General features: G+C 50.2%; 23 protein-coding genes. 17 read left to right on the plus strand and 6 right to left on the minus strand.

From position 1 onward, the window contains the following. Nucleotides 1–76: 76 nt before the first annotated feature. Together ACQ76X_RS28755 and ACQ76X_RS28760 are read left to right on the plus strand one after the other, a co-directional pair. Nucleotides 77–844, plus strand: a complete 768-nt coding sequence (locus tag ACQ76X_RS28755; RefSeq protein ID WP_438497240.1) for an ABC transporter ATP-binding protein — start codon at nt 77–79, stop codon at nt 842–844. After that, nucleotides 816–2,699 carry an FtsX-like permease family protein gene (locus ACQ76X_RS28760; RefSeq protein ID WP_438497241.1) on the plus strand — a complete coding sequence of 628 codons (1,884 nt, stop codon included), beginning with the start codon at nt 816–818 and terminating at the stop codon, nt 2,697–2,699. The genes ACQ76X_RS28755 and ACQ76X_RS28760 overlap by 29 nt, the downstream gene beginning before the upstream one ends. Nucleotides 2,700–2,849: 150 nt before the next feature. Here ACQ76X_RS28760 and ACQ76X_RS28765 read toward each other — a convergent pair whose 3' ends face one another. Beyond that, nucleotides 2,850–3,290 carry a hypothetical protein gene (locus ACQ76X_RS28765; protein WP_438497243.1) on the minus strand — a complete coding sequence of 147 codons (441 nt, stop codon included), beginning with the start codon at nt 3,288–3,290 and terminating at the stop codon, nt 2,850–2,852. A gap of 283 nt (nt 3,291–3,573) precedes the next feature. After that, nucleotides 3,574–4,764, minus strand: coding sequence for an enoyl-ACP reductase FabV (gene fabV, locus ACQ76X_RS28770; RefSeq protein ID WP_438497244.1), 1,191 nt, complete (start codon nt 4,762–4,764; stop codon nt 3,574–3,576). Nucleotides 4,765–4,969: 205 nt separating this feature from the next. On the opposite strand from fabV, the gene ACQ76X_RS28775 reads away from it, so the two are divergent. From ACQ76X_RS28775 to yajC, 8 genes are all read left to right on the plus strand, one after another. Beyond that, on the plus strand, nt 4,970–5,740 hold the full coding sequence (locus tag ACQ76X_RS28775; RefSeq protein WP_438497245.1) for a BofC C-terminal domain-containing protein: 771 nt from the start codon (nt 4,970–4,972) through the stop codon (nt 5,738–5,740). Between the two features lie 236 nt (nt 5,741–5,976). Beyond that, a complete protein-coding gene (ruvC, locus tag ACQ76X_RS28780; protein ID WP_038595613.1) occupies nt 5,977–6,480 on the plus strand; it encodes a crossover junction endodeoxyribonuclease RuvC in 504 nt (167 codons plus the stop codon). Next, the gene (gene ruvA, locus ACQ76X_RS28785) at nt 6,477–7,094 is read left to right on the plus strand and encodes a Holliday junction branch migration protein RuvA (protein ID WP_341095693.1); all 618 of its coding nucleotides are present in this window, start codon (nt 6,477–6,479) and stop codon (nt 7,092–7,094) included. Before ruvC ends, ruvA begins: the two co-directional genes overlap by 4 nt. Nucleotides 7,095–7,148: 54 nt before the next feature. Beyond that, a complete protein-coding gene (gene ruvB / locus ACQ76X_RS28790; protein ID WP_076109170.1) occupies nt 7,149–8,156 on the plus strand; it encodes a Holliday junction branch migration DNA helicase RuvB in 1,008 nt (335 codons plus the stop codon). A 44-nt stretch (nt 8,157–8,200) separates the two neighbouring features. Continuing rightward, entirely contained in the window at nt 8,201–10,303 is a 2,103-nt protein-coding gene (locus ACQ76X_RS28795) for a SpoIID/LytB domain-containing protein (protein WP_438497248.1), read from the plus strand. A 9-nt stretch (nt 10,304–10,312) separates the two neighbouring features. Beyond that, nucleotides 10,313–11,341 carry a tRNA preQ1(34) S-adenosylmethionine ribosyltransferase-isomerase QueA gene (gene queA / locus ACQ76X_RS28800; RefSeq protein WP_438497249.1) on the plus strand — a complete coding sequence of 343 codons (1,029 nt, stop codon included), beginning with the start codon at nt 10,313–10,315 and terminating at the stop codon, nt 11,339–11,341. Between the two features lie 21 nt (nt 11,342–11,362). After that, nucleotides 11,363–12,499 (plus strand): tRNA guanosine(34) transglycosylase Tgt, encoded by a 1,137-nt coding sequence (tgt, locus tag ACQ76X_RS28805; RefSeq protein ID WP_076109167.1) that lies wholly within the window; start codon nt 11,363–11,365, stop codon nt 12,497–12,499. A 60-nt stretch (nt 12,500–12,559) separates the two neighbouring features. Then, nucleotides 12,560–12,877: a preprotein translocase subunit YajC gene (gene yajC, locus ACQ76X_RS28810; RefSeq protein ID WP_076109166.1), complete on the plus strand. Its 318-nt coding sequence runs from the start codon at nt 12,560–12,562 to the stop codon at nt 12,875–12,877. 111 nt (nt 12,878–12,988) lie between these two features. On the opposite strand, the gene ACQ76X_RS28815 is transcribed toward yajC, so the two are convergent. Then, entirely contained in the window at nt 12,989–13,828 is an 840-nt protein-coding gene (locus ACQ76X_RS28815; protein ID WP_438497251.1) for a phosphatase PAP2 family protein, read from the minus strand. Nucleotides 13,829–13,924: 96 nt separating this feature from the next. After that, nucleotides 13,925–14,317, minus strand: a complete 393-nt coding sequence (locus tag ACQ76X_RS28820; protein ID WP_038595602.1) for a TIGR04086 family membrane protein — start codon at nt 14,315–14,317, stop codon at nt 13,925–13,927. A 228-nt stretch (nt 14,318–14,545) separates the two neighbouring features. On the opposite strand from ACQ76X_RS28820, the gene ACQ76X_RS28825 reads away from it, so the two are divergent. Further along, nucleotides 14,546–15,310 carry a YetF domain-containing protein gene (locus tag ACQ76X_RS28825; RefSeq protein ID WP_438497252.1) on the plus strand — a complete coding sequence of 255 codons (765 nt, stop codon included), beginning with the start codon at nt 14,546–14,548 and terminating at the stop codon, nt 15,308–15,310. A gap of 7 nt (nt 15,311–15,317) precedes the next feature. On the opposite strand, the gene spoVB is transcribed toward ACQ76X_RS28825, so the two are convergent. Continuing rightward, nucleotides 15,318–16,922 (minus strand): stage V sporulation protein B, encoded by a 1,605-nt coding sequence (gene spoVB, locus ACQ76X_RS28830; protein WP_438497254.1) that lies wholly within the window; start codon nt 16,920–16,922, stop codon nt 15,318–15,320. Nucleotides 16,923–17,146: 224 nt separating this feature from the next. On the opposite strand from spoVB, the gene ACQ76X_RS28835 reads away from it, so the two are divergent. The 6 genes from ACQ76X_RS28835 (at nt 17,147) to ACQ76X_RS28860 (ending at nt 23,883) form a co-directional block, all read left to right on the plus strand. Next, nucleotides 17,147–17,398 carry a post-transcriptional regulator gene (locus ACQ76X_RS28835; protein ID WP_438497256.1) on the plus strand — a complete coding sequence of 84 codons (252 nt, stop codon included), beginning with the start codon at nt 17,147–17,149 and terminating at the stop codon, nt 17,396–17,398. A gap of 215 nt (nt 17,399–17,613) precedes the next feature. Beyond that, nucleotides 17,614–18,867 (plus strand): protein translocase subunit SecD, encoded by a 1,254-nt coding sequence (gene secD / locus ACQ76X_RS28840; RefSeq protein WP_379143294.1) that lies wholly within the window; start codon nt 17,614–17,616, stop codon nt 18,865–18,867. Next, nucleotides 18,857–19,759 carry a protein translocase subunit SecF gene (secF, locus tag ACQ76X_RS28845; protein ID WP_438497257.1) on the plus strand — a complete coding sequence of 301 codons (903 nt, stop codon included), beginning with the start codon at nt 18,857–18,859 and terminating at the stop codon, nt 19,757–19,759. The genes secD and secF overlap by 11 nt, the downstream gene beginning before the upstream one ends. A 117-nt stretch (nt 19,760–19,876) precedes the next feature. Continuing rightward, nucleotides 19,877–20,839, plus strand: coding sequence for a cation diffusion facilitator family transporter (locus ACQ76X_RS28850; RefSeq protein WP_438497258.1), 963 nt, complete (start codon nt 19,877–19,879; stop codon nt 20,837–20,839). 29 nt (nt 20,840–20,868) lie between these two features. Then, complete coding sequence (gene recJ, locus ACQ76X_RS28855) at nt 20,869–23,271, plus strand: single-stranded-DNA-specific exonuclease RecJ (RefSeq protein WP_438497260.1); 2,403 nt, start codon at nt 20,869–20,871, stop codon at nt 23,269–23,271. A gap of 93 nt (nt 23,272–23,364) precedes the next feature. Continuing rightward, on the plus strand, nt 23,365–23,883 hold the full coding sequence (locus tag ACQ76X_RS28860; protein WP_038600521.1) for an adenine phosphoribosyltransferase: 519 nt from the start codon (nt 23,365–23,367) through the stop codon (nt 23,881–23,883). A gap of 280 nt (nt 23,884–24,163) precedes the next feature. On the opposite strand, the gene uraA is transcribed toward ACQ76X_RS28860, so the two are convergent. Further along, on the minus strand, nt 24,164–25,474 hold the full coding sequence (uraA, locus tag ACQ76X_RS28865) for a uracil permease (protein ID WP_438497261.1): 1,311 nt from the start codon (nt 25,472–25,474) through the stop codon (nt 24,164–24,166). Between the last annotated feature and the right edge of the window lie 129 nt (nt 25,475–25,603).

Here is a 25,603-nt window from a genome sequence, read left to right on the forward strand (position 1 = left end):
TCGATAGTTGATGTTCTGTGTCTCCGGTATAGTGGTTTATAGAAGGATTTAACGCAGGAGAGGAGATAGAAGCATTATGCTGGAGGTAAGACAGGTTAGTAAAATATATGAAGGAAATGTGGCCTACCGGGCTTTGACCGACATTGATTTAACTATCGACGCTGGAGAATTCGTTGGGATTATGGGTCCTTCCGGAAGCGGGAAAACAACACTTCTTAATATGATTGCCACAGTCGACGGCCCAACCACAGGGGAAATTATCATCGACAACAAAGATATAGGAAAGCTGAGCAAAAACGATTTGGCGTTATTTCGCCGCCGGCAGCTAGGCTTTGTTTTTCAGGACTTCAATCTGCTGAATACCCTGACCGTGGAGGAGAATATTGTGCTGCCGCTGACACTGGATGGAACCCAGATCAGCGAAATGAAGCAAAAGGCACAAACGATTGCCGATAAGCTGGGAATTACCGCCATCATGAAAAAACGTACCTTTGAAATCTCCGGGGGGCAGGCCCAGCGGACGGCAATCGCCAGAGCTATGATTCATTCACCCAAGCTGCTGCTGGCGGATGAACCCACCGGTAATCTGGATTCCAAAGCGGCAAAGGATGTCATGGATATGCTGGAAACCATCAACCGGGAACAGAAAACGACCATGATGCTTGTTACCCATGACGCTGTGGCCGCGAGCTATTGCCATCGGGTAGTGTTCATTAAAGATGGCAGATTTTATACGGAGATCCACCGTGGGGACAACCGCCAAAGCTTTTTCCAGAAAATCATTGATACACTTTCGCTACTGGGGGGATATGGAAATGACGTTCCGTCAATTCGCATTCCGTAACGTCAGCCGGAATAAACGGCTCTACACCGCCTATTTCTTGAGCAGTATGTTTACCGTAATGGTGTTTTTCACCTTTTCCATCTTTGCGTTTCATCCGATGCTCAGCGAAGATCGTATGCAGTCGAGTGCGGTGGTTGCCCTTTCGGTGTCAAAATGGATTATCTATGTGTTTTCCTTTTTTTTCGTGCTTTACTCGATGAGCGCATTTCTGCAATCGCGGAAAAGGGAATTCGGATTAATGATGATGCAGGGTATGACTACCCGCCAGCTGCGGACGATGATTTTTCTGGAGAATATGATTATCGGGTTCGGTGCAACTATTAGTGGTATCGGTCTCGGAATTGTGTTCGCGAAGGGGATTTTGCTTGCCGGGGAGCAGGCGCTTGCGCTCAATGAGCAGCTGCAATTCTATTTTCCATTCAAGGCAATCTTCCTTACACTGACTTCATTCCTGCTGCTGTTCGTCCTGATCTCGCTGTTTATTTCGGTGGTGCTGCGGAGCGGCAAACTGATTACACTCATCAAGGCGGATCGTCAGCCCAAGCGGGAGCCGAAGGCTTCACTGCTGCTGTCACTGCTTGTGGTGGTATTGCTAGGGACCAGCTATTTCCTTTCTTTACGAGCCAGCGGTTTGAATGTCGTGTTGTTGCTTCCGCCTGTAGTAATCATGGTGACTATCGGTACATATTTGCTGTTCACACAGCTCAGTGTATATCTGATCCGGAAGTTGAAGCGAAAAGAGCGTTTTTTCTGGTTTAAGACCAATATGCTGCTGTTCTCCGATCTCTCCTACCGGATGAAAGATAATGCACGCTCCTTTTTTCTGGTCGCCATCATCTCTACAGTTTCATTTAGTGCCATAGGCGCATTGTACGGATTCCAATCCATGCTTAATGGGGCGCTGACGAAGGAAAATCCTTATCTGTTCACATACTTGGCCGCTGATAGCGACAGTAAGGAACAAGCCCATGTACAACTGATTGATCAGAGCTTAAGCGAATCCAAGGTTACCGCTGAAAAGACTTTACTTGAGCTTAATTATTATAATACTGCTGAAGGCAATCAAACGCTTACCCTAGTGAAGCAAGCCGAGTATAACCATCTTGCGGAGCTGCTTGGAATCAAACCTATTAAGCTTTCTGATGGGAAGGCGGCCATCGTTGATTTTGGGCTGTCGCGGAAAGGCGAAAAGATGCTTCACCAGCCTATAAAGCTGCAATCGGGGATAGTTATCGAAGCAACTCAGGCGGTTGTATCTCCGGCGATACGGGGCATTAGCGGTTATTACATTGTCCCTGATGAGTTGTTTGCAAAGCTCGCCCCGCCAGGTCAAGAGAGTCACTATTATGCCTGGCACGGACCGATTAAACAGCAGGGAGCGGTGGCTGCGGGCGGAAAGCTGACCAACAAGCTTCCGTATGACGAAAATTACGAATTTTATGCACTTGAATTTCAGACAAACCGGATTAATGAAAGCTTTGGGCCACTGATGTTCATCGGCTTCTTTATCGGAATTGTGTTTTTTGTCTCTGCTGGCAGCTTTCTTTATTTCCGGCTATACAGTGACCTGGATGAAGATAAACAAAAGTTCAAAGCCATTTCCAAGCTGGGACTGAGCGAAAGAGAGCTAGGAAAGATATTGAACCGCCAAATCAGTCTGCTGTTCTTCGCTCCTATCGTTGTCGCACTGGTGCATGGAGCAGTGGCGCTTACCACTCTGTCTCACATGTTCAATTATTCAATGTTTAAAGAATCCGTTCTTGTGCTCAGCCTATTCTTTATCATTCAGCTCGTTTACTTTTGTGTTGTCCGTCTGTTCTACACCAGACAGATTAAATCGGCACTGGCCGGATAATGCTTATGCCTGTAAATGCAGCAAAATGCAAGGGGATGTCCCAAGCCATGAAATGGCTGCTTGAGCACCCCTAGTTTTTGAGCAGGATAGATGTGAGCACTTTGATGTGGACGCTCCGCGAACGGACCGTTGTTCCAATCGCTGTTGTCCCTAAATTTTCAGCAGTTCCGATTCAGGTATATGTCTGGTTAGTTTGTCTAACTCCAAAGAAGGAAACCAGTCGGTCTGAATAACATCATCACTTCCATATTTAACTACATGGGTTACCGTATAAGGAGACATGTATAAGTTGTGATGGATGAACGGGTGTACCATAATGGAATCCCCTCGTTTCATACTTCTCAAAGAAAGTTTGCCTTCAACAGACAATTCGGCATACACCAGCCATCCGCTTTGAACCACGTAAAATTCAGTAAGTCCCTTATGGAAGTGACTATTCTGCCAGCCACCCTCATTCGATGCTTCCGTTCTTATGTAAGATGTTCCGTCGGAGCCTATTAACCGGAACCGTTTTTCACCATTGTCCATCAATTGATGCAATGTCTCAATGCCTAGTTCACGGGCTTCTTCATCAGACAACCTTCTTGGCACGCGGAATCCCCCTTCTATACAGACTAACCTATTCATATTATTCGACGTTGTGTTTTTGTACTCCTTGCTATCCGGGCAGCAAACATACCGGGAAAGGCACCCGATATTATGTTGCACCCATGTTGCACCCCCTCTAAGCGGTCAATCCATCTCTTCAAACTATTATGACAGTTATTCGCACTGGCCGGATAAGACTTATGCCGATAAACGCACGCAAAATGCAAGCAAAGAAGCCGCCCCTACTGGGAACGGCTTCTTTGCTATTTATAAACGCTGATTACTCTTACACCAAGTTGGGAATATCCACTGCAGGTTCACTGTCAGCTTCGTAATCCACACCTTCTGTGCGGAAGCCGAACAGATTGAAAAAGTCATCCTGATATCCGGCAAGGTCGGCAAGTTCAGGGACATTATCTGTTTCCAGCTCGGTCCAGCGGCGCATCACTTCAGTTTGAATATCCTCACGCATTTCCCAATTGTCGATCCGGATTAGGTGGCTGCCATCAGCAGCAGCCTCGCCGCCGTTGTACAAATGCTCGGCGAACAAACGGTACATCTGCTGGATGCAGTTCTCATGCAGCTCTTTTTCCTTCATCACTTTGTACAATGCTGAAATATAGAGCGGTACTACAGGAATAGCCGAGCTTGACTGGGTAACCAGAGCTTTATTGACGGAGACAAAGGCACGACCGCCTTGTGGCTTCAACTGGTCGTTTAAAGCGATTGCTGTTTTTTCGAGATCATTTTTGGCTTGGCCGATCGTTCCATCCTTATAGATCGGGTGGGTAATTTCCGGCCCGATATACGAATAAGCAACGGTAGTAGCTCCATCTGTAAGAACGCCTGCTTCCTGAAGCTGGTCGATCCACATGCCCCAGTCTTCACCGCCCATTACGGCAATGGTCTGGCGGACCTCATCGTCTGTCGCTGGCTCAATGGTGACGGTAGAGACTTCACCGGAGTGGAAGTTCATCGTTTTGTTCGTATACGCGCTGCCGACAGGTTTGATCACAGAAGAGAAAGTTTCTCCCGTTACCGGATGAGTGCGGCGGGGGGAAGCTACACTGTAGATCACGAGATCCACTGTGCCGTATTCGGCTTTAATGAGCTCGATCGTTTTTGCTTTGATCGCATCAGAGAAAGCATCGCCGACAATGCTGTGTGATTTGAGGCCAAGCTTCGCCGCCTGCTGCTCAAGTGCTGCGGAGTTGTACCAGCCGGCAGAGGCGGTGCGGGCACCCTCAGCAGGCTTGTCAAAAAATACGCCAATCGTATTCGCGCCTGCACCAAAAGCGGCGGTAATCCGCGAAGCCAGACCGTACCCGGTTGAAGCGCCGATCACTAGAACATTAGCGGGTCCATTCAGTTTCTTCTGTGCTTTTACATAGTCAATTTGCTGCTCCACTTGCTTGGCGCATCCCTCAGGATGGGCAGTGGTGCAAATAAAGCCGCGGGTTTTGGGCTGAATAATCATCAAGGAAATCCCCTTTGGTTTAGTTTTTAACTTAATTTTCGCTAATATAGAGTATAGCAAATGATAGCTTAGAAAGATAAGTTTTGAAATTAAATTATTTTGCTGCAGGACAGCGGGAAGCGTTGAAGATCAATTTTTCCTCTTAAGCGCATAATTGCTTCTTCCACAGGTCACAATAGGGAAAAAGCAGAATGAAGGGATTAACATGAATGCTTTTCGTTTGAAAGAACAACTGTGGCGGCGGTGGAGACGTTGGAAAAAGGCTCCCTGGGTGGGAGCGGCTTGTATCGCTTTGACGGTAGTGGCCTGGCGCGGCATGCAGGTTCCGGAGGAGATCAGCGGATTGTTAAGCAATTCAGACTGGGCGATACCGGTGGAGTTGTTAGGTGAAACATACAGCCCGGAGCAGACCGGAGGGCAGGATGACAGCGTGGCTGCGGTGGCAGCCGTTTCTAATAATATCGGAAACAGCGAGGAAGACGGCAGTGCCGCTGTAGCGAGCAAACAACTGCTGGAAGCGGTTAGCCAAGACGCTGTCAGCAGAACGGTACATTTGAAGACGGTCTATGTTACGGGCGTAGAAGTACAGACCCTTTCAGGAGAGCGGAATCCGGGCCAGCTTAAAGTGCTGATAGAGAAACATCCGGGCTGGAACGGCTGGATTAGCCAGGAAGGCGATTTGTGGCTGGAGCATCGAGTCAATGATCTTTCGCCGCTGACCAAAAAGGATGCTTATATCGGTGTAGACGCACACGGGAATTTAAGCCTGTTCAAAGGTCCGCCGGCAGCGGAAAAAGTGCTGAAGACCTTTTTTCAGATGGACATGGGCTCCATGAAGTCTTCGCTCCCGGAAGGAATCATGAAACAGCTGCATGAAGGAATACGGGTGCAGGACATTGAGGAATACAACAGCGTGCTGTCGACATTCAGCGATTATGCACGTGATACGGCGGAGCAGGCAATGCAGTCGGAATAAGCAGCAGAGAATAGTACTGGAAGGCCCCTGATCTTATGATCGGGGGCTTTTTGGCATGAGGGTTACAAATGAGGCGACAATTATATGTTGTGATATTTCCGGAGAGCAGGCAAATTTTTTTCTCTGCTAGAGGGATTTTTGCTATAATGGGTAGAAGGAATACATATGTTCGCTTTAAGAGCGGGCAATGGATGATTACGGTGGAATATCCTGCCTGTTAGAAGGAGAGATTGGGCTTGCGCATCTTAGGAATAGACCCGGGGCTGGCGATCGTCGGCTTTGGCTTCGTAGATAAGGAAGGAAATAAATTGACGCCGGTTCAATATGGCAGTATTCAGACCGAGGCGCATACGCCTGAGGAAGAACGGCTGCTGCATGTCTATGAGGGCATGGTGCAGCTGATAGATAAATATAAGCCGGACGCAGTGGCAGTGGAAAAGCTGTTCTTCGCCCGCAATGTGACAACTGCGCTTCCGGTGGCGCAGGCACGGGGTGTGCTGATTCTGGCTGCCGTGCAGCGCGGGCTTCCCGTCGCCGAATATACACCGATGATGGTGAAGCAGGCTGTGGTCGGTTATGGCAAGGCTGAGAAGAAGCAGGTACAGGAAATGGTGAAGCTGCTGCTGAAGCTGTCCGCTGTTCCTAAGCCCGACGATGTGGCCGATGCGCTGGCGGTGGCTGTTTGCCACGCCCATTCGGTGAGTCTTAATTCCAAATTAAATGAGGTATTGCGAAAATGATAGATTACTTAAGAGGACCGGTAGTACATTTGGAGTCGGAGTATGTGGTGCTGGATGTCCAGGGTGTAGGATACCGGGTGTTCTGCCCGAATCCTTATGCGTTCGCCAAGTCGGAAGGACCCGTGACCATCTACATCCATTATCAGACACGGGAGGATGCCACACTGTTGTTCGGATTCCCGACAAGGGAAGAACAGAAGCTGTTCCGCAAGCTGATTGAGGTGTCCGGTATCGGACCTCGCGTGGCGCTGGGGATTCTGACCGGCGGCACGCCGGACCAACTAATCTCGGCGATTTATCAGGAGAATATCACCTTCCTGACCAAGCTGCCGGGTATTGGCAAGAAGACGGCACAGCGGATGATTCTGGATCTGCGGGATAAGCTGGACGGTTTGAGCGCCGCCTCCATGCAGACCGGGTTATTTGCGGTGCCGATGGAAGAGCAGAATGCCGCCCTGCCGTGGCAGGAAGCCAGAGACGGTCTGAAAGCGCTCGGATATACCGAAGCAGAGCTGGACCGGGTATGGCTGACGATGAAGAAAGAAGGCACAGATACAGGGACTGTCGATGTGCTGATGAAGAAGGCGCTGGGGCTGCTGTATATCGCCAAATAAGCCATAACGCAGCTGCCTAAAGGGACAGCCTTGAAGAACGGAGTGAGGAAATAGATGGATGACCGGATTATATCGGCGAATCTGATGATGGACGAGCAGGCGGTGGAATTAAGTCTGCGTCCCCGTTATCTGGGCGAATATATCGGACAGACACAGGTGAAAGAGAACCTGAAAATATATATTGAAGCAGCCAAAATGCGCAGTGAGGCACTGGATCATGTGCTGTTGTACGGGCCTCCGGGTCTTGGCAAAACCACGCTCGCGAACATTATCGCCAACGAGCTTGGTGTGAATCTGCGGACGACGTCCGGGCCGGCCATTGAGCGGCCTGGGGATCTGGCAGCTTTATTGACCAACCTGCAGGAAGGCGACGTGCTGTTTATCGACGAAATTCATCGCCTGCACCGGACTGTGGAAGAAGTCATGTATCCGGCGATGGAGGATTTCGCGCTCGATATCATGATCGGCAAAGGGCCTAGCGCCCGTTCGGTGCGGCTGGATCTGCCGCCCTTTACACTAATCGGAGCCACCACGCGGGCCGGGTTGCTGTCGGCGCCGCTGCGTGACCGCTTCGGGGTGGTCAGCCGTTTGGAATACTATACGATTGATGAGCTGAGCTTCATCGTCTCCCGCAATGCCGAGCTGCTTGGCATTGAGATCCTGGGCGATGCCGCTGAAGAGATTGCCCTGCGTGCCCGGGGAACACCGCGGATTGCCAACCGCTTACTGAAGCGGGTCCGCGATTTCGCCCAGGTGCGCGGTGACGGAATTATCACCCCCGATATTGCGGGTGAATCGCTGAAGATGCTGCAGGTCGATCCGCGCGGGCTGGACAGCATAGACCATAAGATGCTGCACTCGATGATCACCGCCTTTCGCGGCGGTCCTGTCGGGCTGGATACGATTGCCGCCACGATAGGCGAAGAGAGCCAGACTATTGAAGATGTGTATGAACCTTATCTGCTGCAGATTGGTTTCCTGCAGCGCACTCCCCGGGGACGAATGGTAACCCCGGCGGCTTATCATCACCTGGGTCTTCCGCTTCCTCCGGAGCAGCATTAAAGTTGAAATGCTAGACCCACAACAAACTTTTAGGAGGCTTCACGATGAATCATGCGAGGCACAAACTGACAGGAATGGGACTGCTGGGCCGGGGATTGCTGGCGGCAACACTGATTGCAGGCAGCTTCCTGGTTCCTGCAGGTGATATCCATGCTGAATCCAGTGCAAACATCCGGGTTGCGATATATGCTGATATCGGCAGCAAATATAAATTAACCGTACCATACGTGACGCTGCAGTCTGCTAAGGAATTCAATTTTCTCTCCGGCCAGAGTGGGGCAGCCTCATTGCTGCCGGTTCCGGCCAACAGCAAAATACGCGTAAGTCTGGATAGCTACAAGGTTAAGGTTATGGAAGCTGCCACCTGGCAGGCAGCTGCCGATGCCGCCAAGAAGCTGCAGTCTACGTCCGATAAGCCACAGTTGCTGGTAACCTCGCGGAATGGGGTTAATGCATACCAGCTGTACACAGGTCCGTACGCCAGTGAAAATGCTGCCAAAGAAGGCCTTGCCCGCGTAGGGAAAGCGGGACTGTCCATCCCGGCGGGCCAAACGTCAGCCGTGAAGGGCAATAAACACTTGTCTGCCGGAGAGTTCGCTTCCACTGAGGAAGCAGATGCTGCTCTCCAAGCACTGACGGCAGCCAATTTCGATGCCTGGAAGGTAATCGCGGCTGGAGCGGACGGCAGTGCCAAGACGCAGGTATGGGTCGGCGAAGCTGCTGGCGAAAGTGAGCTTTCCGCCCTGCAGACCGAAGTTGCGGCTGCACTTCCCCAGCTTGTCTTGTCTCCTGCTTCGGCACCCGGGTTAATGATCCGCAGTGACGCAGGATTGGACCTCAGCAAGGAGGGACAAGCGTTTCATTACAGTGTGTCCGGAGCGAGTGCCAAGTTTATTGCTGCAGGCAATGAATCGGGGATTCAACTGGAGGAGAGATCCAAACGTACGTATCGCGGCAGCTTGGAGCTAAGTGGTTTAAACGGCTCACTGGCTGTCATTAATGAAGTCCCGCTTGAGCAATATCTGTATGCAGTAGTCGGCGGAGAAGTCTCCTCGAGCTGGAATGAAGAAGCGCTTAAAGCCCAGGCAGTCGCCGCGCGCAGCTATGCGTTGTTTCAGGGCAAACGTTTTGATGTGGCCGATGTGGTCGATACGACGCTAAGCCAGGTATATAACGGTATTGGGGCCGAAGCACCTACAATTATCAAGGCGGTGGATGCCACAGCCGGTGAAGTGTTGAAGAGCGGCGGGAAGATTGTCGAAACTGTCTTCTCCTCCAACAGCGGCGGCCGCACAGCGGATCCGTCAGAGGTCTGGGGCAATGGCGGAGCTGCTTTTGTCAGTGTGCTCAGTGCTGAGGATGCTTCGGCCGCTGCTTCATTTAAGAAGTGGTATTATGTGCTGCTGTCCAACGGCGCCTCCGGCTATGCCCGTGAAGACAATATGAAACTGACCGGCAGTAAGACGGCGGCGGGCCTTCCCCTTGCGACAGCTTCGACCAGTAATGTGAACATTCGGCCGCTGCCTGTTATCGACAGCAGTGCAAGTCCGGTAGGCAAACTGAATCCCGGTGAAAATGCCGTCGTATTGGATCAAGTCTATGAATCCGGGAGCTATAGCTGGATTAAAGGACCATACACCTCGGCGGAGCTGCTCAAAAGCTTAGCCGGCAAGACAAGCAGTACACTGCCGTCATCCATTACTAGTCTGCAAATTACCCAGCGCGGGCCTTCAGGAAGAGTCACTCAGGTCAAAGCCAACGGTAATATTCTGCAAGTTAAGTACCCGGATCTTTTCCGCTCCGCCTTTAATGGACTGCCCAGTACTTTGTTTGATATTGTACCTTCCGGCAGTTATACTGTATTAGGCGCTGACGGCTCTACCGCAACCATTGGCGGCACACAGTCTGCGGGTGTGCTTTCTGCATCCGGCCAGGTTACTGTCCAGAGCAGCGGAACGGTTGTAATGGGAGCTGATTCGTCGGCAAGAGTGGTTACAACTAACCCGGGATTTTACTTTATCGGCTGGGGCAATGGCCATGGGCTCGGCATGTCGCAGTGGGGCGTGAAGGGTATGGCCGATAACGGGTATGATTATAAGCAAATATTGCAACACTATTTTAATAACGTTACTATAGTTAAGGAATGAAGACTGACCATGAATGTAGACGATTATGATTTTCATTTGCCGGAGGAGCTGATTGCCCAGACTCCACTTTCTGACCGTAGCGCCTCAAGGCTGCTGCTGGTAAACAAGGAGAACGGAGAGCTTGCTCATCGGCATTTTACCGATATACTGGAGCAGTTTCAGCCGGGGGATACGCTGGTTCTGAATGATACACGCGTTATTCCTGCCAGGCTGTTTGGGATCAAGGAAGACACCGGAGCCAAGGCGGAAGTGCTGCTCCTGAAGAATCTGGGAGAGGACCGGTGGGAAGCGCTGGTGAAGCCGGGCAAGAAGCTGAAGACCGGCGCGGTCATTATTTTCAGCGATGAACTCCGTGCGGTGATCGAAGACGAGGCCGATATGGGCGGCCGGACATTGCGCTTCATGTATGAAGGAATCTTTCAGGAGATTCTGGACAGACTGGGGACGATGCCCCTTCCACCCTATATTAAGGAAACGCTCGATGACCGGGAACGGTATCAGACGGTGTATGCCCGGTATGAAGGCTCAGCAGCGGCACCGACGGCAGGACTGCATTTTACAAAGGAACTGCTGGAGCGTATTGCCGCCAAAGGTGTGAATATTGCTTATATTACACTTCATGTTGGACTTGGCACCTTCCGCCCGATGTCAGTAGAGAAGGTTGAAGAGCATGTCATGCATGCCGAGTATTTCGAGCTGTCCCGGCAAACTGCAGAGCTTCTGAATGATGCGAGAGCAAGAGGCGGCCGTATTATCGCTGTTGGCACAACCTCCTGCCGGACTCTGGAGACCGTGGGCAATAAGTTCCAGGGCGGACAGATTGAAGAATGCAGCGGGTGGACGGATATCTTCCTTTATCCCGGTTACACATTCACAGTTGTTAATGCATTGATTACGAACTTTCACCTGCCAAAGTCCACTTTGGTTATGCTGGTGAGCGCTTTAGCAGGACGTGAACAGATTCTCGCCGCCTATGAGGAAGCGATAGCGCAGCAGTACCGCTTTTTCAGCTTTGGGGATGCGATGTTTATTTATTAAGCAAGAGGAAGGGTTAAACAAATGGCAGCAATAACTTATGAACACATTAAGACCTGCAAGCAGTCCGGAGCCCGGCTCGGCAGAGTCCATACCCCGCATGGTGTCATCGAGACACCTGCCTTTATGCCTGTTGGCACACAAGCTACAGTCAAGACCATGAGTCCAGAAGAACTGAAAGAAATGGACGCTCATATTATTCTGAGCAACACATACCATTTATTTCTGCGGCCTGGCCATGACATTATCCGTGAGGCCGGCGGTCTGCACAAGTTTATGAACTGGGACCGGCCGATTCTGACGGACAGCGGTGGATTCCAGGTATTCTCACTGAGCGATATGCGCAAAATTACCGAGGAAGGCGTACATTTCCGCTCCCATCTTAATGGAGACAAGAAATTCCTTTCGCCGGAAGTGGCGATGGAGGTTCAGAACGCACTTGGCTCCGATATCATGATGGCATTTGATGAATGCCCGCCTTTCCCGGCAGAATATGATTACGTCAAAAAGTCATTGGAACGTACCTCCCGCTGGGCAGAAAGATGTCTCAAAAGCCATGCCCGGCCCGAGGATCAGGGGCTGTTCGCTATTGTACAGGGAGGCATGCATGAGGATTTGCGCCGCCAGAGCGCGGCTGATTTGACTTCCATGGATTTCCCGGGGTATGCTATTGGGGGGCTCAGCGTCGGAGAGTCCAAGCAGCTAATGTATGAAGTGCTGGATTATACTGTTCCGCTGCTGCCGCAAGGGAAACCGCGCTATTTAATGGGTGTCGGTTCACCGGATGCGCTGCTTGAAGGGTCAATCCGCGGAGTGGACATGTTCGACTGTGTTCTGCCTACCCGCATTGCCCGTAACGGAACGACAATGACCAGTCAGGGAAGACTCGTTGTACGCAACGCACAGTATGCACGTGATTTCGGGCCGCTTGATCCGGAATGCAGTTGCTATACCTGCCGGAATTATTCCCGGGCGTATTTGCGCCATTTGATCAAAGCCGACGAAACTTTCGGCTTGCGGTTAACGACATACCATAACTTACACTTCCTGCTGGATTTGATGCGTAAAGTGCGTGAAGCCATCAGAGAGGATCGGCTGCTTGATTTTCGCGATGAGTTTTTTGCACAATACGGATTGTATGATAATCTCAAAGGCTTCTAGTACGCCTGTAACAGAAGAACTGGATTGTGCTTTAATGCATATCGAAAGGGGGGAAAGGATATGTTACATTTTCAATTTGCAGCAAATCAAGGGGGTACCGGCAGCATTCTAGGTCTCGTAGGCCCGTTTGTACTTATGTTTGTGGTGTTCTATTTCTTGCTCATTCGTCCGCAGCAGAAGAAAACTAAAGCACGTAACGGAATGTTGAAAGCTCTGAAGAAGGGCGATAAGGTAGTCACTATTGGTGGCCTTCACGGGACGATCATGGAGATTTCCGACGACATCGTCGTTTTGCGCGTTAATGATGTGACCCGTTTAACCTTTGACCGGGGCTCTATCAGCCATGCTGTGGCACTGGAGACGGAAGGTAAGGAGTAGTATTTCTTTACAACTTACATAAAAAGCGGCGTATCTCCTCCGGGAGAACGCCGCTTTTTGGCATGCTATCACATAAATCTCGTATTCATCACCCTGAGGCAATTGGGAAAATTAACTGGCATCTGTGGCACGGCTTCGGACTGGAAGCGATGCTTCATCGTTACGAAGTGTCAGCTTGGCCAACTGTACTGCAACAGAGGTGGACACAACGGCCAGCAAAGTGCCGCCCAGCATATCAATCAGCCAATGAATGCCGAGATAGAAGATTCCGAACACAATAGCTACTGCTGAAATCGTCGAGATGATCTTCCAGCGGTTGTTCCCTGACCGAAAGGCGAGCAGCGCCGTAGCTACAGCGATGGCCGTGTGCAGACTAGGGAAACAGTTGTTTAGACCAGAGAGCGGCCGGTATTCCTGTTCAAAGTTTGGAAAGACATCCAACATGATGAATCTTACACCTGCCGGAGCATAGGACCAAACTTCGTTGATTGGAAAATATAAAAAGAACGGAATGGCGACTGTGTAAATCAGCATGACCGTGTAGCAGGTGGCATACAGCATCAGGCGGTTCTTCTCCAGCAAATAGACTCCGAGTGAAGCAGCCAGCACGGCTTGGAGCATAAAGATATAGAAGAAAACGACAATAGGTGTAAGCCAGGGAGCGTAGAATATTTGCTGCAGCGTCTGGACAAAATGTCCTTCAAGTCCAAAGAATACAGAAGTATAATCAGATGCCAGATGCATGTTCTGCTCGATCTGCAGCTCATATTTATTCAGAAGGAGAACACTGATCATTCCAACAATAACCAACAGAAATTTATAGGAGTGCAGCAGTTCCTTTCCGAGTTCTACAAAGGCTATTAAAGGGTTGCGCCGGGTACTGATCCAGATCAGCAGAATTACTATTACAACAGTGTACAAAACAACATGGTTCATGGATTGGTAAAGCAAAGCTATCGAAGCCTCCTCAAGCTCTTACGAATTCAGATGAAACCAGTGTAACATATTTTTAAGAGAATGGTTTCAAATTTTATGGAATCTTATAATTTAGTTTTTTTGTAAATTAACTCCAAACATTCCACCGAGCGCTCCGATTGCTGCAGCAGCCATAACCCATAAAGCATCAATGCCTGCAGGGGCACTGTCAAGCGCCAAAAATCCGACCAGCAGCACAATGATTCCGTAAAATCCCCCCGTAAGTGATCCTTGATACCAGCCCTTACTGGTCGCCCTGCGTCCTGCCGTCAGTCCGCCGAATGCGGCGGCGATGCCGTGTACGATGTAGGTATACGTTGTAAGATCCTGTTCCTTCAGACCGCTGCCCCACAGCAAAAGAGAGAGGACAAACGCGCCCAGCAGCATCCACAGGAAGGATCGGCATAAACCGGATAATACAGGACTCGTTATTCTCCATGAGAACAGGCGCCGAATGAAGTACATGGTAAAACCTCCTAAATGTTTTTTGACGATCACCTTAAGTTAACTATTATTCATTGTATGGGGAGGCTTGCCCCAATAGTACAAGAATGGGAAAGCCTGCTCATTTACCATTAATTAATAAGACCATTTCCGAATGTTCCCTTGGCAGGGAGGCCAGAATAGGGGTACATTCATCCGCCCTTAAGGCAAACTGCCCGGGCGAGAAGCGGAAGGGGGAGCGAAGAGAATATGTTCCAGCATATTACTACCCATATCTTTCTGACCGTGCTGATGTATATCTTCATTTTCCTGAGCATGCGGATTATGGGGAAACGGGAAATTGGCAAGTTGTCTGTATTCGATTTAACAATTTCGATCATGATTGCTGAAATTGCCGTGTTTGTCATTGATGACATCGAACGGCCGGTCTATGACGGAATCGTGCCTATGGCAACCTTGGTACTCATTCAGGTGCTTGTGGCCCAGCTCAGCCTTAAGAGCAGAAAGCTGCGGCTGCTGATTGATGGCAAGCCCAGCGTGCTGATCTCAGATGGCAAAATACACCGGGGGGAAATGCGCAGGCAAAGATACAACCTGGATGATTTGCTGCTGCAGCTGCGTGGACAGAACATCGACAGCCCTGCTGATGTGGAGTTTGCCATTCTGGAAACCAGCGGCCAGCTTACCGTCATTGAGAAGAACAAAGGTGTGTCTTCATCCAACCAATCGGGAAACAGCAGTTCTAGTGCTGAACAGAATGAACAGGGCAACAGTGGTGGTGACAGTTCCGGCGGCGTCAAGCTGCCGAAGCATAAGATCAGGTACGAAGGTCTGCCGATTCCACTCATTATGGACGGGAAGGTGCAGGATAGTAATCTGGAGCTGATCGGGAAAACAAGATTCTGGCTGAGAACCCAAATTCGCCAAAAGGGCGTATCTGATTTCCGCGATGTTTTTCTGTGCTCGATTGATCACAAGGGTAAAATTTATGTAGACCGTCATCGCTCCAGATAGAGTAAGATTAACGCCGGCGTTTGAAGAACGGCACACGGTCCAGGTCGCGGGCAGAGATCAGGCCTGTCAGCAGGCATATACCCAGATAGAGGGCCATCCCGCTGGCGGCTGCAAGCAAAGATTGCAGCCATTTGGCATCCGAGATGGGAACAGAGGTATAGATGTAAGACATGCCAGCGGCCATGATAATCACCGCGGTCAAGGTTTTGAGTGGATCGGATATTCTAATCGACAATTTAATCAGCTTAACCACACTGAAGCCGTGCAGCAAAGTTACAAAAATGCTGTTAACGATAATTGCGATAATTGCGCCATAAATCCCGTATTCGGGCTGTGAGGCCAAAATGAGAATGAGCAGGATTTTGATCACCGCACCAATCAGCGTATTAATAAGCGCCCTCCCGGGGCGGTCCATAGCTTGAAGAGCAGCCTGCAACGGTGCTTGGACATAGAGGAAGAGTGCAAAAGGCGCCATCATCCGCAGCATCGGAGCGGTGTCCGCATTGCCGTACATCAGCGTACATAGCGGTACGGCAAGGATATACATAATTGCAGCAAAGGGGGCTCCGGTTACCATAGCGAGCCTCAGGGCCTGATGCATTCTTTTATGAATGGTTGCCAAATCATGGCGCGCTGCCGCCTCTGACAAGGAAGGAACGAGCGAAACAGCAAGGGAAGAGCTGAGCACTCCCGGCAGCAGAAGCAGTGGAATAACCATCCCTTGTAAGGAGCCGTACTGCGCGGTCGCAGCTGCGGTGGCAATTCCGGCAAGTGCCAGACTGCGAGCGGTAATAATCGATTCCAGAAGATAGGAAAAAGAGCCGACGAGCCTTCCGGCCGTGACGGGAACAGCAATGCCTAGCAGGCGTTTCAGTACAGAAGTTTGTTTGTCTGCTGAAGGTTCAGGGATAACCGGATCTGGAATGACATTTTCCGCGGTTACAGGGTCAGGAAGATCCTTTTTGTCCTTTTTTAAGATGTAATAATATTGCCATAGCAGCACCAGCATGCCGACGATTTCGCCAACGGTCACCCCCAGCATTGCTCCTGCCGCAGCAAAGGCAATACCCTTCGGAAGCAGCAGCCAAGAGAACCACAACATAAAGATAATACGGATTACTGACTCCAGAACGGAGGAGAGTGCGGAAGGAATCATGTTCTGCCTGCCCTGAAAGTAGCCCCGGTATATGGAAGATACGGCAACGATAGAGATCATCGGCGTCATGCTGACAAATGTATAATACACACGACTGTCCGTAAGAAGCACATTGGATACCCATGAGGCGCTGAACAGGGCGACCAGGGTAAACAAGATGCCGAGCGCCAGACTGAGGGTAAGTCCGGTATGCAGAATACGGCGTGACTCTTCAGGACGGTTCTCTCCCTCTGCCTCAGCTACCATTTTGGCGATGGCCAGCGGAATCCCTCCAGTGATTACAGTGATCAGCACGATGAAAAAGGGATAACCCAGCTGATACAGCCCAACGCCTTCAGCACCGACAATACGGGGTAATGCAATGCGCGGAATAAATCCAAGCATCCGGTTAATAATGCCTGCGGCAAGCAGTATAAGCGTTCCTTGGATAAAACTTTGTTTCCTTAGATTACTCAAAGGGCACTCCTTCTTCCCGAAATGAAATAAAACGCTGGCGTTCCTGTCTGTCCAAAAGGTAAGCTTGTGGATGTAGGCTTGTATATTGATATGCGGTACCCTGTCTACTACATGACAAGCTTTGGAAATGACAAGTTTTAACCCGGAAGAAGGAAAGCGGGGGAGTCTGGTCGAATACTAAAAAGTAACATGCGAAAGCGAGCGAACTTTGGAGGTGTCAACACGTGGAATCGATAGAGTGGAGTGATGATGAGCTTGGTGAAGATATCGAAGCCATGTGCCGCAGCAAAGCGGAGGAATTCCGACTCCTCGGCTATGAGTATGTAACAGGCAGGGATATCTGGGATTGCATCAGCCGCAACTATGCCAAGGAGGGCAACCCTCCCCTGCACAAGCTTGTGAACGATATCTATTCCTTGAAGGCCACTAGTTATATGAATTATTTAACGATTGCCGCTTATCGGGGATTAAACTGATACAAGGAACGATTTTCTTTTGCAAATGGCTATAGGAAGCAGTAAAGTAAGAGAAGACCAATTTTGCTTTTCCTATCAAACGGATGGCTTGCCTTGGGCAGAGCCGGCCGTTTCTTTGTGTGAGTATAACACCGTCGTTCCTCCACGAATTGACGGTGATTTCGCACGTAGCTATAATAGGAATATTGAGTAATGAAAGGGGAACTAGCAAGAGCATGAAGAGACTTTTGAGCTTTATCATTACCGTGCTCGTTTTAACAGGCGTCATGGCATTTAGTACTCCCGGACTATTGGACAAGGTTCGACTGGGGCTTGATCTGAAGGGCGGCTTCGAGATTCTGTATCACGCGGAGCCCATGGAAACAGGAGGAGAACTAACCCGTGCCTCGCTGCAGAAAACAGCGGAAAGTCTGGAGAAACGTGCCAATGCGCTTGGAACAAGCGAACCTGAAGTAACCACTGAGGGAACTGACCGCATCCGTCTGAAAATTGCGGGCGTTACCGACGAGGCCGAGGTGCGCAAGAAGATGAAGGAACCAGCGGTTCTGACCTTCCGAAGTGCTGCAGAAGGCGATGCTCCAGGGGTTTACAGCAAGATAGAACTCGTGGGCAGTGACTTTGTTGAGAATGCTGCCGAGGTTCAACGCAACAACTTGAATCAGCCTGAGATCGGCATTACGGTAAAGGATAAGGATAAATTTGCGGAAATTACCAAGCGCCTGCTAGGTAAAGAACTGGCTATTTATCTTGACGAAAATTTGTTATCCGCTCCGCCAACGGTAAGAGCAGTACTTACGGATGGGAAAGCTTCGATTTCCGGAGGTTACACTATAGAACAGGCCCGTGAACTGGCCGATACGATTAACCTCGGTGCCCTGCCGCTGAAGCTGACAGAGAAATATTCGCAAAGCGTAGGCGCTACCTTGGGTAAACAATCCCTTGATCAAACGATCAGAGCGGGACTTGTGGGTTCCCTGATTATCTTGATCTTTATGATCGGCATGTACCGCTTGCCGGGTGTGCTGGCCAGTTTTGCACTCATCCTGCACACATGGCTGCTGATTCTGGTATTTGTCGTTGCCGACTTTACTTTGACACTTCCCGGTATTGCCGCGTTCATTCTCGGTATAGGGATGGCAGTTGACGCCAATATCATTACCAACGAACGGATAAGAGAAGAAATGCGCAGCGGGAAGAGCATATTGTCTTCCGTCAAAGCGGGGAATAAAACCTCTTTCCGGACCGTTATGGACGCCAATGTGACAACTATTATCGTAGCGGCCGTTATGTTCGCATTTGGTACGGGTGCGGTTAAAGGCTTTGCTCTGATACTGATTGTGGAAATTGTGCTCAGTATCGTAACGAACCTCTATTTTGCCCACTGGCTGCTCAGTACACTGGTCAAAGCCGGCGTTCTGAAAAAGCCGAAGCAATTTGGGGTAAAGGAGAGTGACATCCGTGCGCTTTAAGAAAGAACTTGATTTTGTACATTTGAGTAAGTTTTTCTATATCTTTTCCATTGTCCTTACGATACTAGGCTTAGTGTTCCTGGGCTTTCTTGGACTGAACTACAGCGTTGATTTCAAGGCCGGCTCCAATGTCGACGTGGCGCTGTCCAAGACGATTACACAGGAAGAACTTAATCCTGCGCTCAGCGGTCTGGGCCTCTCCCATGAACCAAGCCTCACCATTGGTGAGAAACGGGTGAATATCCGTTATGATGAGGTTCTTAAAGAGGAACAGAGCGAGCAACTGCAGGCTGCAATTAGCAAGATTGATGATAAAGCTTCCTTCGAGATCAACACGGTGGATACGGAAATGGCCAAAGAGCTGGCACGTAATGCGATCTATTCTGTGCTGATTTCCTGTCTGGGGATTATCATTTATGTAAGTATCCGCTTTGAATGGCGTTTTGCCCTGGCTGCGATTGTAGCGTTGGTACATGATGCGTTTATGGTTGTTGCGATCTTTTCGATTTTCCGCCTGGAGGTGGATTTGACCTTCATTGTCGCGGTGCTGACCATTATCGGTTATTCCATCAATGATACCATCGTTATCTTTGACCGGATTCGCGAGAATTTGCGCTTCGGTAAGCAGAAGTCTTATGAGGACCTTAAGGGACTGGTGAACAAAAGTGTGAGCCAAACCCTGATGCGTTCCCTCTACACAGCGTTTACGGTATTTATTGCTGCATTCTTCCTGCTTATCCTTGGCGGAGAGTCCATCAAAATGTTCTCACTTGCGATGGTTATCGGTTTGCTATTCGGAGCCTATTCCTCGATCTTTATCGCGAGTCCACTCTGGCTGCTGCTGAAGAAGCGCCAGAAGACTCCAGTGAAGAACAATCCGGCCAAAGCTTAAAATTTCCTGTCCCGAAAAGCCGCGTCAAAGGCGACGCGGCTTTTCGAATCTTTGGAGTGGAATGGGCAAACTTCAATCATCATGAGATTACTCGCTACCCGGCAAGGAGGCCTCGTTATGAATGACAAACAATCACCGCAAAGTGAGACGGTTGCCTGGACCGGAATCGTCAGCGATGTTGCATTAGCTTTGGCTAAAGGAAGTGTTGGCTATTTCTCCGGCAGCAAAGCCTTGCTGGGTGATGCTTTATATTCTGGAGCAGACGCTGCAGCCAAGCTGGCGGATACTCTTCCGTGGCGCTCAGAACAGGTTAAGAGGAATAAAGAAACAGAGCGTACCCAGAAAGGGCAACGTAATAAGGAACCGATTGTCGCGATCCTTTTTTCAGTTCTTATTCTAATGGGCGGGCTGCAAATTGCCTTCTCGGCAATTCGCGATTTAACCCGAGGACATTTATCACCCACTGGAGAGGCGGCGATTGTCACCGTCCTGATCTCCATCGCGTTTAAAGAGGCTATCTTTCAATATCAATATCGTTATTTTAAGAAAATTGGCGATGGCAGCCATGCCGCATACGCGGATAACCACCGTTTCAGTTTATATACTTCGATTACCGTATTCGTCGGGATTGCCGGGTCGTTTGCCGGAGGATATCTGAACTGGAATCCGCTGCTGTATATGGACCCGATTGCCGCTCTTCTAACCAGCGCACTAATTATCCGCAAAGGGTATTCGCTGATTACGACTTCTGTATTGGCCCAGAGGGATCAGGAACTTCCTTCCGCGGAGACGGCCAGCTTTATTGAAACCGTGGAACGGGTGCATGGTGTTATTCGTGTAGAGTATTTAAAAGCACTTGAGCAGGGGCGTTACGTGAACCTCCAAGTTAAAATCAGCGTTAACCCGCGGATTACCGTGACGGAAGCCCAGGATATTTCGGAATGCGCCAGGAAGCTACTGCAGCACCGTTTTGTCCATGTGGGCGAGGTTCATATGGATGTTGTGCCTTATGATCCGGGTTATCCTTACAAAAGCAACTATGAGCTCGTGGACAACGATAGCCCCACGCTGCTTCAGTAGTTCGCAGGGTGAGAGAAAGGTGAACTTAATTGCTTCATTCAAAAACAAGATGGCATTCTCCGGCAGCCGATCCCATTGCAGTAGAGGAATTGGCCCGGAGCCTTTCTATTTCCCCGCTCCTTTCATCACTGCTGGTAACCAGAGGTTTGGGGACGGCTGCTGATGCTTTGCAATTCATGGATGGAGGCGCGGAGGATAGACATGATCCGTTCCTGCTGAAGGGAATGGCCGAAGCGGTTCCACGGATCAAAAAAGCATTGCAAGAAGAAGAACATATTCTCGTGTACGGTGATTATGATGCGGATGGAGTGTCCAGCACCGCGCTGATGATCTATCTGCTGCGTTATCTGGGGGCATCCTTTGACATTTATATTCCCCATCGTTCAAATGAAGGCTATGGGCTGCACAATCATGCGCTGGACTGGGCGGTACAGCAGGGAGTGTCGCTGGTCATTACCGTAGACACCGGAATTAGCGCCTATCATCAGATCGCTTATGCGACAGAGCTTGGAATCGATGTGATCGTAACGGATCATCACGAGCCGCCTGAACTGTTGCCGGAGGCCTTTGCACTGATTAATCCCAAGCTTCCTGACTGTCCTTATCCTTTCAAGGGCTTGGCGGGTGTAGGGGTTGCCTACAAGTTGGCCGAAGCCATGCTTGGAGACGAGGTGCCGGAGGAATGGAGCGAAATCGCGGCCATCGGTACAGTTGCCGATCTCATGCCGCTGCTTGGTGAGAACCGCAGTCTAGTGCGCAGAGGGCTCTCCAGTATGCGGCACTCACCTTTTCCGGGTATCCGGGCCTTGCTTGATGTAAGTGGTGTAACGATGAGTACAGTAAGCGCTGTAAATATTGCCTTTGGCATGGCGCCGCGCATTAATGCCAGCGGCCGGCTGGATCACGCAGGCCGTGCTGTGGCTTTGCTCACGACCACAAATTCCGGGGAAGCTGAACAGCTTGCCGGAGAATTAGATCTGCTTAACAAAGAACGTCAGCTGGTCGTGGAAAGAATCGTCACGGAAGCCACAGCTAAATTTGAGCAGCAGACCGCAGAGGGAACACTGCCGGACATTATTGTTCTTGCTGATCAAGGCTGGAATGTCGGCGTAGTGGGTATTGTGGCCTCTAAGCTGCTGGACAGGTATTACCGTCCGGTGATTATACTGGATGTTCACCCCGAAACCGGGGTGTGCAAAGGTTCTGCCCGCTCGATTCCCGGTTTGGATATTTATGCGGCGCTTTCTTCCTGCGCCGGACTGATGGATCATTTCGGCGGCCATCCAGCTGCAGCAGGGATGAGCCTGCATCGTGATAAGCTGGAAGACTTCGCGGCAGCGCTTAATGAGTTTGCAGCCTCCGTTCTGCAGCCGGAACATTTCATGCCTGTGACAGCTGCGGACGGTGAAACGGCGATCTCTGATTTAACGCTGCAGGCCGCACTGGATTTGGACAGACTGGCTCCCTTCGGGATGGCCAATCCGCTGCCCAAGTTTATTGTTCGCGGAGCTGCGGTGAAGGAGACCCGCAAGATGGGGCAGGATGGCAAACATCTCAAGCTGGTCTTGCAGCAAGGCAAGCATACGATTGAGGCGGTAGCCTTCGGCAAAGGTGCATTAGCCCAATTGCTACCAGGAGGCACTATGGTTGATGTCCTGGCGGAGCTTTCGGTGAATGAATGGAACGGCTCGCGCAAACCTCAGCTGATGCTGCAGGATTTGGCAGTCCCGAATGCGCAGCTGCTGGATTTGCGCGGAACTGCTGATGCAGTGAAGCAGGCGGCTACCCTCAAAGAACTGCTGCTGCAATACAGCAGCGGAACTTCCTTCAGCGCTGCAGCTGTATTTCACAACAGCCGCATGACGCCGCTGAATCAATTGAAAGGCATGTCGCTTTGGGTATATGATGAGAATGCTGGGATCTCCGTGCTGAATCAAGGACAAGCCGAAACTGGTGAAGGCAAGGTTTCCCTGCTTTGCCTGCTGGACATGCCGGATACACCGGAGCAGCTGGATGCGGTGCTTGCTGCTTTTCCACAAGCTGAGAATATCGCATTGCTGCACTCCATTCGGGACGGCCGTGACCGGCTGCAAATACCGACACGTGATCATTTCAAGTCGTTATATAAATTGCTGGCTTCGATTGCTGCTGCGGCGACACCGGAGCATGAGGTGCTGCTGCGGCTTAGCCGCCAGTCTTCACTCAGTGTACGCATGCTGGGCAAGATGCTTGAGGTGTTTGAGGAACTTGATTTTATCAAGCGCAGCAACGGGACCGTTACCTTTGTTACCCAGCCTGCGGCGAAAAGTCTTACGGCCTCCCGGCATTTTGTCAGACTGGGTGAGACTGCGGAAATGGAGCAATATTTCATGGAAGGCAGCCTCAGCGAGCTGCAGGAATGGATGCTGTCCCGCCGTTTAGGAGCATCCTAGGGCGGAATGGATTGGAGGCTTTGCTTCCGAAGCAAGTTTGTTTGAAGAGAATTCAGTGAGGGAATCGCTCACAACTTTTAGGAGATGATCATGTTGGATTTAAAAGACAGTATTCGTGTGATTCCGGATTTTCCGCAAGTGGGAATCAGCTTTAAAGATATTACTACATTGCTTAAAGACGGCGACAAATACCGCCAGGCGATTGATGAGCTTAAAGCGCTTGTTTCACATCTGCAGATTGACGTAATTGCCGGTCCTGAGGCGCGCGGTTTTGTAGTCGGCGCACCGCTGGCTTACGCGCTGGGGGTCGGATTTGTACCGATTCGCAAGAGTGGCAAACTTCCTTACGAAACCATTGAAGTGGGTTATGATCTGGAATACGGCAAGGATAAACTGGCCGTTCATACCGATGCCATCAAGCCGGGACAAAAGGTGCTGATCGCTGATGACTTGCTGGCTACCGGCGGTACCATTGCCACATCAGTTAGTCTGGTGGAACAGCTCGGCGGCAAAGTTGTCGGCGCTGCTTTCCTCATCGAACTGGTAGAGCTTGCTGGCCGCAACAAACTTTCGGATATTGAAGTGATATCCCTGATGACTTACGAAGACTAATTTCAAACGGGATAACTTTTCCCGGGAAATAAAAAGCGGATCGCTGTCGAATGAAGACAGTGGTCCGCTTTTATTAATATAATTGATTCGTTTTCCACCGCATATAGCGGGTACAATCAAGAAATCTGGGGACAACAGCGGCCGGAAGTCCAAATATTCACCGTAGCTACGTCCTCGCCCAAATGGGGGACAGCTTAAATTAATCTGTATAAATACTATAAACGGATGCCATCCTGAAGCAGATGAGCATCCGTTTTCTTCATATATAAGTATTCGGGGTCTAATGGGCGGATTTCTCATCTTCCTGCTCGTTTGACCAGCCAAGAACCTCGAACAGCTTGAAGAACAGAGACAGAACCATACCGACAATCGTAGCCAGTGCCATTCCTTTAAGCTGCATATTGCCCAGGTTCAGGGAGATGCCGCTGATACCGACAACAAGCACCAAGGTAGCCAGAATCATATTGGTTGCTTTGGAGAAGTCGACCTTCTGCTCTACAAAGATCCGCAAACCGGAAGCCGCGATAACCCCGAACAGCAAGAGAGAGACTCCGCCCATTACCGGTGCGGGGATATTTGCAATGATAGAAGAGAAGGTGCCGGAGAACGAGAGCAGAATGGCAATGACAGCTGCTCCGCCGATCACATACACCGAATACACTTTGGTTAAGGCCATAACACCGATGTTCTCGCCGTAAGTAGTATTAGGAGTAGAACCCATGAATCCGGAGAGGACGGTGGAAATCCCGTTCCCCATTAGCGAGCGGTCAAGACCAGGATCTTTCGCCAGATCTTTGCCGACAATGTTGCTGGTTACGAGCAAGTGGCCGATGTGTTCAACGATAACGACAAGGGATACAGGAATAATGGTGAAGATTACTTCCCAGTCAAAGGATGGGGTGACGATCGTCGGGTGGGAGAGGAACTGAGCTTCGGAAATGGCACCCGTGTTAACCTTGTGCATAATATAGGCCAGCACATAACCGGTAACAATCCCGATCAGAATATGAATGATTTTGGGGAAGCCCCGGAAGAGTACTGCGCCAATAACCGTTACACCCAGCGTTACCATAGACAGCGTAATTGCGCTTCCGTCCGGTGTCCAGTCGGCAGCACTCACACCTTCAGGAGCGATCAGTCCGGCCATACGTGCAGCAACCGGTACCAGTTCCAGTCCGATAGTTGCTACGATTGCGCCCATAACCGCCGGAGGGAACACCACATCAATCCAGCCTGTACCGGCATAACGGACGACTAAAGCGACGAGAATAAAGATAATACCGGTAACAATAAACGCTCCTAGTACAAGCGAATATCCATGCATATGATCGCTCTCGTTTTTGGTAAGCACGCTGAGTACCGGTGAGATAAAGGCAAAGCTTGATCCAAGATAAGCCGGGATTTTGCCGCGGGTAATCAGGATGTAGAGCAATGTGCCGATACCGTTCATCAACAGGATCATGCCAGGGTCTACCCCAAACAGGTTGGGGACAAGCACCGTGCTGCCGAACATGGCGAATAAATGCTGAAGACTTAGCAGAAATCCCGGGCCCCAAGGGAGTTTCTCATTAACTTGAAATTCGCGTTGCAATGGAGTTCACTTCTCTTTCTTTATGTAGTTTTAGGTTAGGTCGCGGAAAACCGCTTTTACTAGATTAAATAGTACGGCGACTTTTTACAACAACAATTTTACAGATGCCACGAAATTGCCCATACTTTG

It is taken from the genome of Paenibacillus sp. IHBB 3054 (genome assembly GCF_051594305.1).
Lineage (GTDB): Bacteria > Bacillota > Bacilli > Paenibacillales > Paenibacillaceae > Paenibacillus_AQ.

Excerpts from the sequence above, each read along its gene's own strand:
- ACQ76X_RS28755 (WP_438497240.1), top strand. The coding sequence starts at position 77 with ATGCTGGAGGTAAGACAGGTTAGTAAAATATATGAAGGAAATGTGGCC.
- ACQ76X_RS28760 (WP_438497241.1), top strand. The coding sequence starts at position 816 with ATGACGTTCCGTCAATTCGCATTCCGTAACGTCAGCCGGAATAAACGG.
- fabV (WP_438497244.1), bottom strand. The coding sequence starts at position 4,764 with ATGATTATTCAGCCCAAAACCCGCGGCTTTATTTGCACCACTGCCCAT.
- ACQ76X_RS28775 (WP_438497245.1), top strand. The coding sequence starts at position 4,970 with ATGAATGCTTTTCGTTTGAAAGAACAACTGTGGCGGCGGTGGAGACGT.
- ruvA (WP_341095693.1), top strand. The coding sequence starts at position 6,477 with ATGATAGATTACTTAAGAGGACCGGTAGTACATTTGGAGTCGGAGTAT.
- ruvB (WP_076109170.1), top strand. The coding sequence starts at position 7,149 with ATGGATGACCGGATTATATCGGCGAATCTGATGATGGACGAGCAGGCG.
- ACQ76X_RS28795 (WP_438497248.1), top strand. The coding sequence starts at position 8,201 with ATGAATCATGCGAGGCACAAACTGACAGGAATGGGACTGCTGGGCCGG.
- queA (WP_438497249.1), top strand. The coding sequence starts at position 10,313 with ATGAATGTAGACGATTATGATTTTCATTTGCCGGAGGAGCTGATTGCC.
- tgt (WP_076109167.1), top strand. The coding sequence starts at position 11,363 with ATGGCAGCAATAACTTATGAACACATTAAGACCTGCAAGCAGTCCGGA.
- yajC (WP_076109166.1), top strand. The coding sequence starts at position 12,560 with ATGTTACATTTTCAATTTGCAGCAAATCAAGGGGGTACCGGCAGCATT.
- ACQ76X_RS28820 (WP_038595602.1), bottom strand. The coding sequence starts at position 14,317 with ATGTACTTCATTCGGCGCCTGTTCTCATGGAGAATAACGAGTCCTGTA.
- ACQ76X_RS28825 (WP_438497252.1), top strand. The coding sequence starts at position 14,546 with ATGTTCCAGCATATTACTACCCATATCTTTCTGACCGTGCTGATGTAT.
- secD (WP_379143294.1), top strand. The coding sequence starts at position 17,614 with ATGAAGAGACTTTTGAGCTTTATCATTACCGTGCTCGTTTTAACAGGC.
- ACQ76X_RS28850 (WP_438497258.1), top strand. The coding sequence starts at position 19,877 with ATGAATGACAAACAATCACCGCAAAGTGAGACGGTTGCCTGGACCGGA.